At 55.0% G+C, this 13002-nt stretch carries 12 protein-coding genes and 1 pseudogene; 6 read left to right on the forward strand and 7 right to left on the reverse strand.

All coding sequences use genetic code 11. The annotated features are described in order from the left end of the window. The first annotated feature begins 27 nt into the window (after positions 1–27). Positions 28–1125, forward strand: coding sequence for a glycerol dehydrogenase (locus tag DTA24_RS03475; RefSeq protein WP_012967203.1), 1098 nt, complete (start codon positions 28–30; stop codon positions 1123–1125). A gap of 101 nt (positions 1126–1226) precedes the next feature. Further along, the gene (gene dhaR, locus DTA24_RS03480; protein ID WP_012967204.1) at positions 1227–3152 is read left to right on the forward strand and encodes a dihydroxyacetone kinase operon transcriptional regulator DhaR; all 1926 of its coding nucleotides are present in this window, start codon (positions 1227–1229) and stop codon (positions 3150–3152) included. On the opposite strand, the pseudogene DTA24_RS03485 reads toward dhaR, so the two are convergent. From DTA24_RS03485 to DTA24_RS03495, 3 genes and pseudogenes are all read right to left on the reverse strand, one after another. After that, positions 3130–3207: pseudogene (locus DTA24_RS03485) on the reverse strand (cobalamin adenosyltransferase); the annotation flags it as partial. The gene dhaR and the pseudogene DTA24_RS03485 sit on opposite strands and share 23 nt — an antisense overlap. A 76-nt stretch (positions 3208–3283) precedes the next feature. Next, positions 3284–3589, reverse strand: coding sequence for an acid-activated periplasmic chaperone HdeB (hdeB, locus tag DTA24_RS03490; protein ID WP_012540524.1), 306 nt, complete (start codon positions 3587–3589; stop codon positions 3284–3286). A gap of 26 nt (positions 3590–3615) precedes the next feature. Then, positions 3616–4191: an HdeD family acid-resistance protein gene (locus DTA24_RS03495; protein ID WP_012967205.1), complete on the reverse strand. Its 576-nt coding sequence runs from the start codon at positions 4189–4191 to the stop codon at positions 3616–3618. 237 nt (positions 4192–4428) lie between these two features. Here DTA24_RS03495 and DTA24_RS03500 point away from each other — a divergent pair, with 237 nt between their 5' ends. Continuing rightward, positions 4429–5091: a YfdX family protein gene (locus DTA24_RS03500; RefSeq protein WP_162493302.1), complete on the forward strand. Its 663-nt coding sequence runs from the start codon at positions 4429–4431 to the stop codon at positions 5089–5091. 90 nt (positions 5092–5181) lie between these two features. Here DTA24_RS03500 and DTA24_RS03505 read toward each other — a convergent pair whose 3' ends face one another. Continuing rightward, positions 5182–8424, reverse strand: a complete 3243-nt coding sequence (locus DTA24_RS03505) for an ATP-binding protein (protein ID WP_123836553.1) — start codon at positions 8422–8424, stop codon at positions 5182–5184. A 4-nt stretch (positions 8425–8428) separates the two neighbouring features. Then, positions 8429–9043, reverse strand: coding sequence for an acid-sensing system DNA-binding response regulator EvgA (gene evgA / locus DTA24_RS03510; protein WP_008806546.1), 615 nt, complete (start codon positions 9041–9043; stop codon positions 8429–8431). Between the two features lie 300 nt (positions 9044–9343). On the opposite strand from evgA, the gene DTA24_RS03515 reads away from it, so the two are divergent. Beyond that, positions 9344–9709 (forward strand): HdeA/HdeB family chaperone, encoded by a 366-nt coding sequence (locus tag DTA24_RS03515; RefSeq protein ID WP_162494467.1) that lies wholly within the window; start codon positions 9344–9346, stop codon positions 9707–9709. Positions 9710–9777: 68 nt separating this feature from the next. Here DTA24_RS03515 and DTA24_RS03520 read toward each other — a convergent pair whose 3' ends face one another. Together DTA24_RS03520 and DTA24_RS03525 are read right to left on the reverse strand one after the other, a co-directional pair. Further along, positions 9778–10050 (reverse strand): hypothetical protein, encoded by a 273-nt coding sequence (locus tag DTA24_RS03520; protein ID WP_032691249.1) that lies wholly within the window; start codon positions 10048–10050, stop codon positions 9778–9780. A 270-nt stretch (positions 10051–10320) separates the two neighbouring features. Then, entirely contained in the window at positions 10321–11166 is an 846-nt protein-coding gene (locus tag DTA24_RS03525) for an MBL fold metallo-hydrolase (RefSeq protein ID WP_008806543.1), read from the reverse strand. Positions 11167–11921: 755 nt separating this feature from the next. Here DTA24_RS03525 and DTA24_RS03530 point away from each other — a divergent pair. Then, entirely contained in the window at positions 11922–12149 is a 228-nt protein-coding gene (locus DTA24_RS03530; protein WP_223168545.1) for a hypothetical protein, read from the forward strand. Positions 12150–12241: 92 nt separating this feature from the next. Further along, positions 12242–12814, forward strand: a complete 573-nt coding sequence (locus tag DTA24_RS03535; protein WP_008806541.1) for a GNAT family N-acetyltransferase — start codon at positions 12242–12244, stop codon at positions 12812–12814. The last annotated feature ends 188 nt before the right edge of the window (positions 12815–13002 follow it).

Raw genomic sequence — 13002 nt, forward strand, 5'->3', positions numbered from 1 at the left:
ATGCGCACTTATTTGAGGGTGAAAGGAATGCTAAAAGTTATTCAATCTCCAGCCAAATATCTTCAGGGTCCTGATGCTGCTGTCCTGTTCGGTCAATACGCCAAAAACCTGGCGGAGAGCTTCTTCGTCATCGCCGACGATTTCGTGATGAAGCTGGCGGGAGAGAAAGTGGTGAATGGCCTGCAGAGCCACGATATTCGCTGCCATGCGGAACGGTTTAACGGTGAATGCAGCCATGTGGAAATTAACCGTCTGATGGCGATTTTGCAAAAACAGGGCTGCCGCGGCGTGGTTGGCATCGGCGGTGGTAAAACCCTCGATACCGCGAAGGCGATCGGTTACTACCAGAAGCTGCCGGTGGTGGTGATCCCGACCATCGCCTCGACCGATGCGCCAACCAGCGCGCTGTCGGTGATCTACACCGAAGCGGGTGAGTTTGAAGAGTATCTGATCTATCCGAAAAACCCGGATATGGTGGTGATGGACACGGCGATTATCGCCAAAGCGCCGGTACGCCTGCTGGTCTCCGGCATGGGCGATGCGCTCTCCACCTGGTTCGAGGCCAAGGCCTGCTACGATGCGCGCGCCACCAGCATGGCCGGGGGGCAGTCCACCGAGGCGGCGCTGAGCCTCGCCCGCCTGTGCTATGATACGCTGCTGGCGGAGGGCGAAAAGGCCCGTCTGGCGGCACAGGCCGGGGTGGTGACCGAAGCGCTGGAGCGCATCATCGAGGCGAACACCTACCTCAGCGGCATTGGCTTTGAAAGCAGTGGCCTGGCCGCCGCCCACGCGATCCACAACGGTTTCACCATTCTGGAAGAGTGCCACCATCTGTATCACGGTGAGAAAGTGGCCTTCGGTACCCTGGCGCAGCTGGTGCTGCAGAACAGCCCGATGGATGAGATTGAAACGGTGCTGGGCTTCTGCCAGCGCGTCGGCCTGCCGGTGACCCTCGCGCAGATGGGCGTCAAAGAGGGGATCGACGCGAAAATCGCCGCGGTGGCGAAAGCCACCTGCGCGGAAGGGGAGACCATCCACAATATGCCGTTCGCGGTGACCCCGGAGAGTGTGCACGCCGCTATCCTCACCGCCGATCTGTTAGGCCAGCAGTGGCTGGCGCGTTAATTCGCGGTGGCTAAACCGCTGGCGCCGGTCGGCGGTTTTTCTTTCTCCCCTCTGGCAGTGGCTGCCGGAGGGGTTCTCTATGGTAAAACGCGGAAAACAGTATGACTGTTCAGACTCAGGATACCGGGAAGGCGGTCTCTGCCGTCATCGCCCAGTCATGGCATCGCTGCAGCAAGTTTATGCAGCGTGAAACCTGGCAAACGCCGCACCAGGCCCAGGGCCTGACCTTTGACTCGATCTGTCGGCGTAAAACCGCGCTGCTGACCATCGGTCAGGCGGCGCTGGAGGACGCCTGGGAGTTTATGGACGGTCGCCCCTGCGCGCTGTTTATTCTTGATGAGACCGCCTGCATCCTGAGCCGCTGCGGCGAACCGCAAACGCTGGCCCAGCTGGCTGACCTGGGGTTTCGCGACGGCAGCTACTGTGCGGAGAGCATTATCGGCACCTGCGCGCTGTCGCTGGCCGCGATGCAGGGGCAGCCGATCAACACCGCCGGCGATCGGCATTTTAAGCAGGCCCTGCAGCCATGGAGCTTTTGTTCGACGCCGGTGTTTGATAATCACGGGCGGCTGTTCGGCTCTATCTCGCTTTGCTGTCTGGTGGAGCACCAGTCCAGCGCCGACCTTTCCCTGACGCTGGCCATCGCCCGCGAGGTGGGCAATTCACTGCTCACCGACAGCCTGCTGGCGGAGTCCAACCGCCACCTCAATCAGATGTACGGCCTGCTGGAGAGCATGGACGATGGGGTGATGGCGTGGAACGAGCAGGGCGTCCTGCAGTTTCTCAATGTTCAGGCGGCGAGACTGCTGCATCTTGATGCCCAGGCCAGCCAGGGGAAAAATATCGCCGATCTGGTGACCCTCCCGGCGCTGCTGCGCCGCGCCATCAAACACGCCCGCGGCCTGAATCACGTCGAAGTCACCTTTGAAAGCCAGCATCAGTTTGTCGACGCGGTGATCACCTTAAAACCGATTGTCGAGACGCAAGGCAACAGCTTTATCCTGCTCCTGCACCCGGTGGAGCAGATGCGGCAGCTGATGACCAGCCAGCTCGGTAAAGTCAGCCACACCTTTGAGCAGATGTCTGCTGACGATCCGGAAACCCGGCGCCTGATCCACTTTGGCCGCCAGGCGGCGCGCGGCGGCTTCCCGGTGCTGCTGTGCGGCGAAGAGGGGGTCGGGAAAGAGCTGCTGAGCCAGGCCATCCACAATGAAAGCGAGCGGGCAGGCGGCCCCTACATCGCCGTCAACTGCCAGCTGTATGCCGACAGCGTGTTGGGCCAGGACTTTATGGGCAGCGCCCCCACTGATGATGAGAATGGCCGCCTGAGCCGGCTTGAGCTGGCCAACGGCGGCACCCTGTTTCTGGAAAAGATTGAGTATCTGGCGCCGGAGCTGCAGTCGGCTCTGCTGCAGGTCATTAAGCAGGGAGTGCTCACCCGCCTTGACGCCCGGCGCCTGATCCCGGTGGATGTGAAGGTGATCGCCACCACCACCGTCGATCTGGCCAACCTGGTGGAGCAGAACCGCTTTAGCCGCCAGCTGTACTATGCGCTGCACTCGTTCGAGATCGTCATCCCGCCGCTGCGCGCCCGACGCAACAGTATTCCGTCGCTGGTGCATAACCGCCTGAAAAGCCTGGAGAAGCGTTTTTCTTCCCGGCTGAAAGTGGACGATGACGCGCTGGCGCAGCTGGTGGCCTACTCGTGGCCGGGGAATGATTTTGAGCTCAACAGTGTCATTGAGAATATCGCCATCAGCAGCGACAACGGCCACATTCGCCTGAGTAATCTGCCGGAATATCTCTTTTCCGAGCGGCCGGGCGGGGATAGCGCGTCATCGCTGCTGCCGGCCAGCCTGACCTTTAGCGCCATCGAAAAGGAAGCTATTATTCACGCCGCCCGGGTGACCAGCGGGCGGGTGCAGGAGATGTCGCAGCTGCTCAATATCGGCCGCACCACCCTGTGGCGCAAAATGAAGCAGTACGATATTGACGCCAGCCAGTTCAAGCGCAAGCATCAGGCCTAGTCTCCTCGATACGCGCCATGGAGAACAGGGCATCCGACAGGCGATTGCTGTAGCGTAGCGGTATCGATAAGTGAGACGGGTCCGGCGGGTAACGAGGTTAACTTTCCCCGGCAGGACGCCGGGGAGCAGGGTTATTTTTTGATGACCGCGCTGAGATCGCCGAGTTTAGCGGCGGGGTTCTTGTGGCACTGCTGCAACATTTTTGGCACCGAGACGGTCTCGACTTCATGCCAGTCGACATAGTCGCCGCCGCTGAAGTCGGTGTTGCGATTCACGACCCAGAAGGCCACGGGGGTCATGCTTTTCGGGTTCATATCCATAAACTCCTGACAGGTCATATTCTGCGGTGTGGTTTCCTGAACCGCGAACGCCGGGCTGGTCATCAGACAGAATGTGGTGGCCGCCGCGGTCAACACGAGTGCTTTAGGTAAATTCATTTTCTTCTCCAGTGATAAAATACGGCTTAAGCCTGGGCGTGCTTCATCTTATTGCGCAGGACCAGAAAGCCGATGGCGCTAAATATCATTTCAACGCCGATAAATGCGGTGATAAATAACCAGCTTTGCTGCGGATTCATGGCCAGCCACAGACAGGCGATAAGTAAATCCAGCAGGCCAATAAAAATATTCCAGCCAGCGCCGCTTTGTTTTCGGGTTTTACATCCGCTGACGATGCGGGAAATACCGCCGAGAACAAATAAAAAGCCAAATAAAATGGCCAGACTGCTCATACCGTTGAGGGGATTGACGACAAAGCTCAGGCCGAGCACGATCCAGGCGATGGCGAAGATCAGCGCAACCAGGCGTGATTTCCAGTGCTGCTGGCGGAAGACAATCAAGCTGTACAGTGAATAGAAGCCACAGATCATCAACAACATGCCGGTTACCACGGCGAGATACCAACCGGCGACCAACGGCCAGGCCAGGCAACAGGCCCCGCAGATAAACAGCAGGGCGGCCATCATGCCGGCATGCCGTTTATATCGTAAGAAGATGCGTGGACTAAACGCATTTAAAGTGTAATGGCTAAACATAAACATAATTGCTCCGCAGATCCCGGTAGGCGGCCTGGTGCTGAAATAAACGTATGGTTTATTCCGCGGGCCAAAAAAAATGTCTGAGAAAAATAGTAGGCCGCGGTATCGCCAGGCGTAAATAAGAGCGCCGAGGTCACTTTATACGCCTGGTCTGACAGCTGTCAGACCAGGCCCGCAATATCGCTTCCGGGCTCTGATTCTCAATAACCACGATATTTTTTAAGCTGGCTGCGTTTGGTGATGCTTACCGATTTTAATCAGGAGTTAACAATGAAAAAAGTCATTCTGGCGAGCCTGCTGGCAACCATGATGGGTACCTCTCCGGTGTGGGCGGCAGACAGCGCGACGGCAGCGCCAACCGCGGCAGCCACGGCGCAGGTACAGAAAGAAGCTGCCGATGTGCTGCAGGTGGCGGTGCAGGGCGCGAACGCGATGCGCGACGTCCAGTTCGCCCGTCTGGCGCTGTTCCACGGCCAGCCGGAGAGCGCCAAAAAACTGACAGACGACGCCGCCGCGCTGCTGGCCGCCGATGACGCCAGCTGGGCGAAGTTCGTGAAAACTGACGCCACAGCAAAAATGATCGCCGATCGCTATGTGGTGATCAACGCGACCGTCGCCCTGTCTGAAGACTACGTGGCCACACCGGAAAAAGAGAGTGCCATTAAATCTGCCAACGAAAAGCTGGCGAAAGGTGACCAGAAAGGGGCTATTGATACCCTGCGTCTGGCCGGCATCGGCGTGATCGAGAACCAGTATCTGATGCCGCTCAACCAGACCCGTAAAGCGGTGGCGCAGGCGCAAAAACTGCTGAAAGCCGGGAAGTATTACGAAGCGAATCTGGTGCTGAAGGGCGCTGAAGAGGGCATTGTGGTGGATAGCGAGATGCTGGTGGCAGGCAACTGATCCTCGTTCCACCCTGAGAGAGCGCAGAGGAAGAAACTGACATGGATGTCCCCTTAACGCTCGGGCAGGCGGACTGCCCGAGCGGAACGGCTAGCGGCCGATCAGGGCGTTGATTTCGCCGTCGATCTCGCGCATGACGCCGGTGATGTGCTGTACCACCTCCAGACAGCTTGCCGGCGTCAGCGAATCAGGTCGCTTAGCCTCAAAAGGGGCGCACAATTGTTGTAGCGCAGTAATCCCCAGAATTTGTGCTGAACCGTGCAGACGGTGCAGCGCTCGCAGAAAGGTCTGCGGTTCATGCCGGGCGATAGCCTGTCCGGCGGCCTGCAAATCTGTGGCCGACGCATCGCGGAACGTCTCCAGTATTTCAGTCATCAGCGCCTGGTCTCCCCCCGTATTTTCGGTCAGCACGCTGAGCTTCAGGTGCCGGGTGACGTTAGGTGATGCGCGGCCCTCCGCTAAACGGCTAAGCTCATGGCTCAGCGTCTGAACCGACACCGGCTTAAACAGACACATATTCATGCCGTTGGCCAGACACGCCTCCCGTGACTGCGGCAGCGCGCTGGCGGTCACGCCCCAAATGACCAGGCCCGGATAGCGACGGCGTAACGAGGCCGCCAACGCCAGACCATCTTTCCTGGGCATATTGAGGTCCGTGATCAGCAGATCGTAATGTTTGCTGGCGAGCTTATTCTCCGCCTCTTCACCGTCGCAGGCTTCATCGACGCTATAGCCGATGGTGCTGAGCTGGCGTTTAAGCAGCAGCCGGTTGGTGGGGTGGTCGTCCGCTATCAATATCGCCAGCCCGGGCAGGGCCTGCGGCCTGGTGGGCAATGCCTGCGGCGCATGAAGCGCGCAGTGACTCGCCTTGACCGGCAGGGTGATGGTGAAAGTTGTCCCCATCCCCGGGTGACTGACCATCTCCAGTCGACCCTGCATCAGCGCAACCAGCTCTTTGCAAATGACCAGCCCCAGTCCGGAGCCGGTCTGCTGACGCCCCTGGCGCGCCTGAGCATAGCGGTGGAAGAGAGTAGCCTGCTCTGCTTCACTGATCCCGCAGCCGCTGTCGCTGACGATGAGCGTCAGCTCCCCCTGCGTCTCATCCGCTTGCACCAGCCGGCAACTGACCTGAATCGCACCCTCGGCGGTAAACTTCAGCGCATTGCCGATGAGATTATTGAGGATTTGCCGTAGCGCCTGCGGGTCGAGCCACAGCATGATCCCTTCCTGCAGCGCGTTATGGTGGTGCAGAACGATGCCCTTTTGCTGCGCCAGCGCGTCGAAGGTGTGGCATTGCTGCGACACTAACTGTGCGACATCGCTCCACTGCGGGGTGATCTGGTATTTTCCCGACTCAATCTTGTCGATATCGAGAATATTACCGATAAGTCCCAGCAGGGTTTGCGCCGTCGACCCCGCCAGCTCGATCGCCTCTTTACGCTGGCCGACGTTCAGCTCCGGTTTCGCCAGCAGCTCCAGAAAGCCGACGATGGCGCTCACCGGCGTGCGCAGCTCGTGGCTCATGCTGGCCAGAAAGCGACTCTTCGCTTTTGTCGCCTGAACGGCTTTATCTTTCTCGTGCTCCAGCGCACAGGAGAGCGCCTCCTTCTGCGCCAGCTCGTCTTCCAGCTGCTGTTGGGAGTCTTTGCGTTTGCGTACTTCCCGGCACAGGGAGAGTCCCCAGCCGAGGCTGATGGCGATCAGCACCAGCGCAAAGGCGATCAGCTGGTAAAACTGGCGGCTGTACTGGCTCCAGTTCTCGATTTGCTGGCTGGATATTTTCGACCACTTCTCGGTCATCTGCAGAATATCCCGTGGTGGAATCGCCTGCAGCGCTTTGCCAAGAATGGCGGCCAGCACCGGTTCATCGCGCGGGATAGCCAGCCGAATGGCGGCGACCGGGAGTCCGTCGATGCGGGTGTAGTGCAGGCCCTGCGGATAGTAGTGATCGATCATATAGCGGGCGGAGAGTTCCGAGGCCACGGCGGCATCCACTTCGCCTTCTTCCACCATCTTCATGGCGATACCAACGTTATCTGTCTCCACCCAGTTAATCTGCGGAAAACGCGCTTTCAGGTCGTGGGCGGCAATCGGCCCCACCGGCAGGGCGATCCGCGCCGATCGCGTCAGCAGATGCGGGTCGGGCGCGCTGCCGCGAGCAACCAGCACAAAGGCCACGTTAATGAGCGGATCGCTGAGGGTGACGTAGGCCTGCGGCTGCGAATTGAGGGTGGCGGCGGGCATGATCGCCCAGTCCTCTTTTTCCATGCGCTTTGCCAGATCGTGGCGATTGCGCACCAGGATGGGTTCAAACTGTAGTCCGGTCTGCAGTGAGAAAATATTCAGCATATCGGCCATGATGCCGCGCAGCTCATCTTCGTCATCCACCAGGGTAAACGGCGGAAAGTAGGGGTTGACCAGCAGGCGGACGCGACGATGCTTCTGCAGCCAGCGCTGCTCCTCGGCGCTAAAGGGGAGGGGGGTATTGAGAAACGACAGATCGCCGCGGTTGAGCCAGTTTTGCATGATCCGCATCGCGGTATCGCTGTCGATGGCATGAATGAAACGATCGAGGATCTGGTGTAACTCCGGCCGATCGTCGCGGGTGACGAAGCGGTTGTGTTGCTCCTGCTGACGAAAATAGTGCGCAATGACCAACGATTGCGAGAAATACTTCGAGATACAGTGGCCAGTGGTGATGTTGTTGCCAATGAAATACTGATTTTCACCGCTGACCACCGAGGCAAGCGCCTGATAGTCGCTATCGTAAAGGGTGATTTTGGCGTTGGGAAACGCCTGCTGAATAATATCGAAAAAGGCGCATTCGCGGGTGCAGGCCAGCGTAACGCGGCGGTCAGTGGTCAGCGGCGGCAGGGGGGATTTCAGCGAGATCACCAGCGCCGGCCAGGTTTTAAGCAGCGGCGCGGATTGATCCAGGCCCGGGGCGAGCGCATCCCGGTGCGCCACCTGAGTGAGCAGGGTATCCACCTGCCGGTCGGCCAGGGCGGTGAGCGCCTGCTGCTCGGTGTCATACTGGCGGATAATCACCTTCAGTCCGAGGCTGTGCGCCATCAGCGCCAGATAGTCGGCGTTAATGCCCTGATAACTTTTCTCGTCGCCGTCATAGACGATGGGCGTCCTCTCGGGAAGCCAGGTCCCGACGGTCAGCGTAGGCTGCGCCGCCAGCCATGCTTTCTCCTTACCGCTAAGCGGGATATCGATCGCCGCGATATGAGAATGGCTCTTCAGCTCCAGCTGTTTCATGGCATACGTGGCAGGAGAGAGACTCAGCGCCAACCCGACAACGACGGATAAAATAAGACGAACCGCCATGCCATCACCCTATTTTATTGCGTTGCGCAAAGTCATATAGCTCAAGCAGGGTGCTGCAGCCTAATTTATCCATCAGACGGACCTTATAGGTACTTACCGTTTTATTGCTGATATTCATTTTGCTGCCGATGGTGGTGTAGTCGACGCCGCTGAGAATATAGCGGAACACCTTCATCTCCTGCGTTGACAGCGTATCCAGCCGGTCCTGATCGGTGATGCCGTGGGTGCAGAAGCGTTCCAGTGAAAAGGGGAAATAGCTGTAGCCATTATTGGCTGCGTCGATTGCGGCGAGGATATTATTCATTCCCTCTTTTTTACTCACAAAACCGTTGGCCCCGCAGTCGGCGCTGCGTTTGCCGTAGAACAGTTCATTCTTCGCGGAAATGACGATAATTTTTCCCCGGTAACGGCGTTTGCGCAGCTGCTCCAGAACGTCGATGCCGCTGAGCTCCGGAATATCGACATCGACAATCAGCAGGTCAGGCTGCATGCTTTCTGCGGTCTGCACCGCATGGGCGCCGCTGTCGAGTTCTGCCGCGACGGTAATGCCGTTGGTGTCGAGAAGATTGCGAATGGCGATACGTGCCAATGGATGATCGTCAATGATTATCGCATTCATGGGGGCGTAAATCCTGATATGAAAAAAGAAGGGCGATGCCTGGTGCAGGTGCGGCGGAGGTTATTTTTATCGGTGCCGTAATAAGGCGCAATTGTAACACAAATCGTTTTCGGCCGGGAAAATATTGTGGATGAGTGCTTGTTGAATATATTTGCATATCTGGATGACAGCTGTAGGAACAGGCGTTCACTGACTTCAGCGCTGTCTGCTGTTAAAAAAAATGCAAACGATTAATCTGCTCTTTTTAAGGTGAGTAGCCCGGAATTCCCTCCGGCAACAGCTGGCAGGTAAATAATAACAATGGCAAAAGAAAAGCGCGCCCTCTGGCGAAAATGGGGTTGGAAACGTCTGATGGCAGGAATAATCATTCTGGCAATAAGTAGCGTCGCGGCGGGAAAGAATATCGCACCCGATGAGGTACGGACTCGCGATATGATGCGCTGTCAGGATTATCTGCAACTGGACCCGCGCACCTGGACGCCGATGGTGATCTGGTTGATGAACGATCCTTTTTCTCTGCAGCCGCCGGAGTGGACCGACTTTCATGAAGCTGAACTGGTGCTGACGCCGATCCTCACCGAAATCTGCCGCCAGGAGCCAGATGCCTGGCTGACTTCGCTGCGTGAACGGCTCAATTCTTATCAGCAGGTGCGGTCGCTGAATTAAGCGACCGCGGTAAAGCGGCAGGAAAAGTGACTAAGTGTGCAGTCAGCGGCCTTCTCCTGCGCAAAGGCTCAGCAGCGGCCCGCTTTTTTCGACAGGGCGTCGCAGGTTTTGCTCGCTGGCGTCGGGTTGCTGCCGGCACAGATGGCATCCGAGACGGTACTGCCGCCGCCCAGTGGGATCAGCCCGTAAAGTTTCGGCTCGGCGGCTTTTGTCACATAGCATCGATGGCTGGTTTTGCCGATGGTGGCCACAAAATTGGTTTTCACATCCTGCTGCTTCGCATCGGAAATTGTCACCTGTGAAGCATCGACATTAAAAGCAAAGGCGGCGGCCTCTTTCATTTCACTTTCCGTCGCCATTGGCGGTTTAGCTACGCAACCCATTAATAACAGTGCCAGACAGGTACTGATTGATATATCCCGCATTTTCATCATTTCATCCTTTTTGTGAGTCAACGGGTTATATATAAGAGGGGCGAGAGGGGAGTATTGATTTCGATCAGCTGGTGCAGGCTATGGTTATTTTTCAGATATTGACCTGAATTTTAACGAGCCTGGTTGCTGCCGCTGCTGCCGTTTGCTCTCCTGCGTGCCGGCTACCTTCTTTTGCATTCATTTCCCGGCGGCAGAAAAATCTAGTTTTAGCCCAACGCCGACCTCGTTGATTTTGATAAAACGCGCCAGGCTAATCTTAGCCGCAAGATCGGTACAATGGCATGGATAGAGGGAATCTGGGGATAATGCTTTAAGATAATCCCCTGTCTGCGTGAGGCGATCTTCATCGGCATTTTGCAGATGGAATCCGCCAATGACCGACACAATGTGATTCTCTCCGGTAACCTGTTTGGCATATTCGATAATGTTAGCTATTCCCGCGTGAGAACAGCCTGTGACTACCACCAGTCCCTCTTCTGTCTTTATTGCCAACGCAGAATCATCCATAACGTAATCATCAGTGATTTCGCCGTTATCATCCACCGTTTGGCCTACCGGTGTCAGCATCTCGAATTTATTGTCCCTTGGTATTTGACCAAGAAAGATGATGTTTTCAGTGAGTGGATAAGGTTTTTTGCTGCAAATTTTATCGAAGAAGAGATCATTTTGATCGAATCTGTAGTTGATCCCTATAGATTTTGCATCAAAATACTTTGGGTTTAATGCATCTGGATGGCAAACTAAGTTTATCTTTCTCTCAGGCGTGAAATTTAGGCGATCATAATGTTGGGTTAAATGATTGAGGCCCCAGGTATGATCGTTATGCCCATGCGATAAAACGATACTATCGATGGTGGTTAAATCAATTTGCAACGTTTGCGCATTCTGCAAAAAAACATCCGAATATCCGGTATCGAAAAGGATTTTTTGTCCATCATGCTCAATCAGATAGGATACACCAGGCTCACCGACAAGATACCTGTCAATTAATGTATTATTATCAACCAGAACCGTTAATTGCATCAGCAAATCCTCGATGTTGCGCCAACAATATGAAAAGGAAACTCTTTCTATTATGGACCGGTGTTATGCCACATTCATTGCGGATAAGCAATTCACCAACATTTGGCTTGCACGTTAATGCTGGCTAGCCACCTGCAGGAAAAAGAATGGGCACAGCTAAAAAATTCGCAAAGCCCGCTTCTTGCTTGAGTTAGCTATTAATGCAGACGCGGCAACTATCGTGTCAATGGCAGCGGTGGCAGGGTAATCACTGTCTTTCATTCCTGACAACTTAACCTGTCTATGAGTATGCCGGTATTACGCCACGCCCTCGTGGTAGACCGAATGAACGCGACCGTCAGGTCGGGCCGTTCGACATCCACGATCCTGAGGGCTGCAGGGATGGAAATGCGCAATTGCCCGCATCGCTGAACTGACTTGAGAAACGTCGTATCCAGTAGCATTGCTAATGTTGATATATCTTATTTCTATTTGTTATTAATGAATTGTTGACAATATTTAGCTGAACTGATTCAGCTTTATCCCGGCAGGATAAAGTTTTATAAAAATTATGTAGTTAAAATTTAAAGGATTGTAATCAGCTCGCAAGGTAAAAAGATCGTCTGGATTTTATCCGCTATCTTGAAGGGGTTAATAAATCTGCGTTATAAATTGACCGCACTATTTAGAATGAAATGGAAATATCTGAATGCGTTATTCAGATAAATAGTGAAACAAATCTTATTATACTGGTAGCTTCAGGACAGGGTATGTTTATGAAGAATGGAATTATTCTATCAATCGCCGATCGTATCAAAGACGCGCTTCCCATACCAACAGACGAATTCAGGAAAAGGCTTGAAGAGGACTGTTATGTAATATGGAAACTACCGCAATTTTATATCCGGCAAATCACCCAGTCCTCCATCATTCCCGCCTGTACTGATTATATTGAAGCAAAAAATGCAGAGGTACATGGCGCTTATGGTTCTGCCCGCCATTAAAAACAATGGTGAAATCATTCGCAAAGTTCTGTTTGTCACCGTGGGTGCGATGATGGTGACGCTTTCAGTAAAATATTTTACAGGAGTATGAAATGGCAATGGTCAATGAAAATATCGTCATTCGTCTGGCGCAAGACGTAGACATCCCTGAGGTGAAACAATTGCTGGAGCGCTATCACGCTAAAAATCTTGCAGGCGAGCAGCGGGCGAATGGATTTGTCACCACCGATATGACGCAGCAGCAATTAAGCGAACTGAGTTCAGCCGAAAGTGGTGTAGTGATCGCTGTTGATCGTTCATGTAACAAGGTTATTGGCCTGTTGCTCGGCGGATCGTGGGAATTTCTCAGCCCCTGGCCCATGTTTAAATATATGGCAAGTATTCTCAACGAATATCGCTACCAGGGGAAAAAACTGGATGCGGCTAGCTCATATCAGTATGGCCCCATCTGCGTCGCAGAAGAGTATCGTGGTCAGGGCGTGGGCGAGTTGCTGCTTGAGTATCAGCGCAAGGTGTTCGCCCCGCGTTATCCCGTCATCGTTACTTTCGTCAATGTACTGAACCCGCGCTCGTATGCGTTTCATACCCGCAACCAGTTTGAAGACGTCGGTTTCTTTAACTTCAATGGCAATAAGTACCACATGATGGCATTACCGACCTCCTGAGCGTTGGGCTGAAATAGTGCGGTATACCCGGCGGGCGTCTTCGGCGCCTGTCGGCATAAGCGCAGGTCCAGGTTAAGCCGGTGGTTTGCCGATCGCTGTTCTCTTCAGGGAAGGCTGAAAAGGAAAAGGGCCTACGTTTGCACGTAAGCCCTTGATATCTGGTGGCCCCTGTTGGGTTTGAACCAACG

This window comes from Klebsiella sp. P1CD1, from assembly GCF_003790505.1.
In the GTDB taxonomy this organism is placed as follows: Bacteria; Pseudomonadota; Gammaproteobacteria; order Enterobacterales; family Enterobacteriaceae; genus Klebsiella; species Klebsiella variicola.

Bases quoted from the DNA above. Each gene is read 5' to 3' on its own strand.
- DTA24_RS03475 (WP_012967203.1), top strand. From the start codon at position 28: ATGCTAAAAGTTATTCAATCTCCAGCCAAATATCTTCAGGGTCCTGAT.
- dhaR (WP_012967204.1), top strand. From the start codon at position 1,227: ATGACTGTTCAGACTCAGGATACCGGGAAGGCGGTCTCTGCCGTCATC.
- hdeB (WP_012540524.1), bottom strand. From the start codon at position 3,589: ATGAATTTACCTAAAGCACTCGTGTTGACCGCGGCGGCCACCACATTC.
- DTA24_RS03495 (WP_012967205.1), bottom strand. From the start codon at position 4,191: ATGTTTATGTTTAGCCATTACACTTTAAATGCGTTTAGTCCACGCATC.
- DTA24_RS03500 (WP_162493302.1), top strand. From the start codon at position 4,429: ATGCTTACCGATTTTAATCAGGAGTTAACAATGAAAAAAGTCATTCTG.
- DTA24_RS03505 (WP_123836553.1), bottom strand. From the start codon at position 8,424: ATGGCGGTTCGTCTTATTTTATCCGTCGTTGTCGGGTTGGCGCTGAGT.
- evgA (WP_008806546.1), bottom strand. From the start codon at position 9,043: ATGAATGCGATAATCATTGACGATCATCCATTGGCACGTATCGCCATT.
- DTA24_RS03515 (WP_162494467.1), top strand. From the start codon at position 9,344: ATGGCAAAAGAAAAGCGCGCCCTCTGGCGAAAATGGGGTTGGAAACGT.
- DTA24_RS03520 (WP_032691249.1), bottom strand. From the start codon at position 10,050: ATGAAAGAGGCCGCCGCCTTTGCTTTTAATGTCGATGCTTCACAGGTG.
- DTA24_RS03525 (WP_008806543.1), bottom strand. From the start codon at position 11,166: ATGCAATTAACGGTTCTGGTTGATAATAATACATTAATTGACAGGTAT.
- DTA24_RS03530 (WP_223168545.1), top strand. From the start codon at position 11,922: ATGAAGAATGGAATTATTCTATCAATCGCCGATCGTATCAAAGACGCG.
- DTA24_RS03535 (WP_008806541.1), top strand. From the start codon at position 12,242: ATGGCAATGGTCAATGAAAATATCGTCATTCGTCTGGCGCAAGACGTA.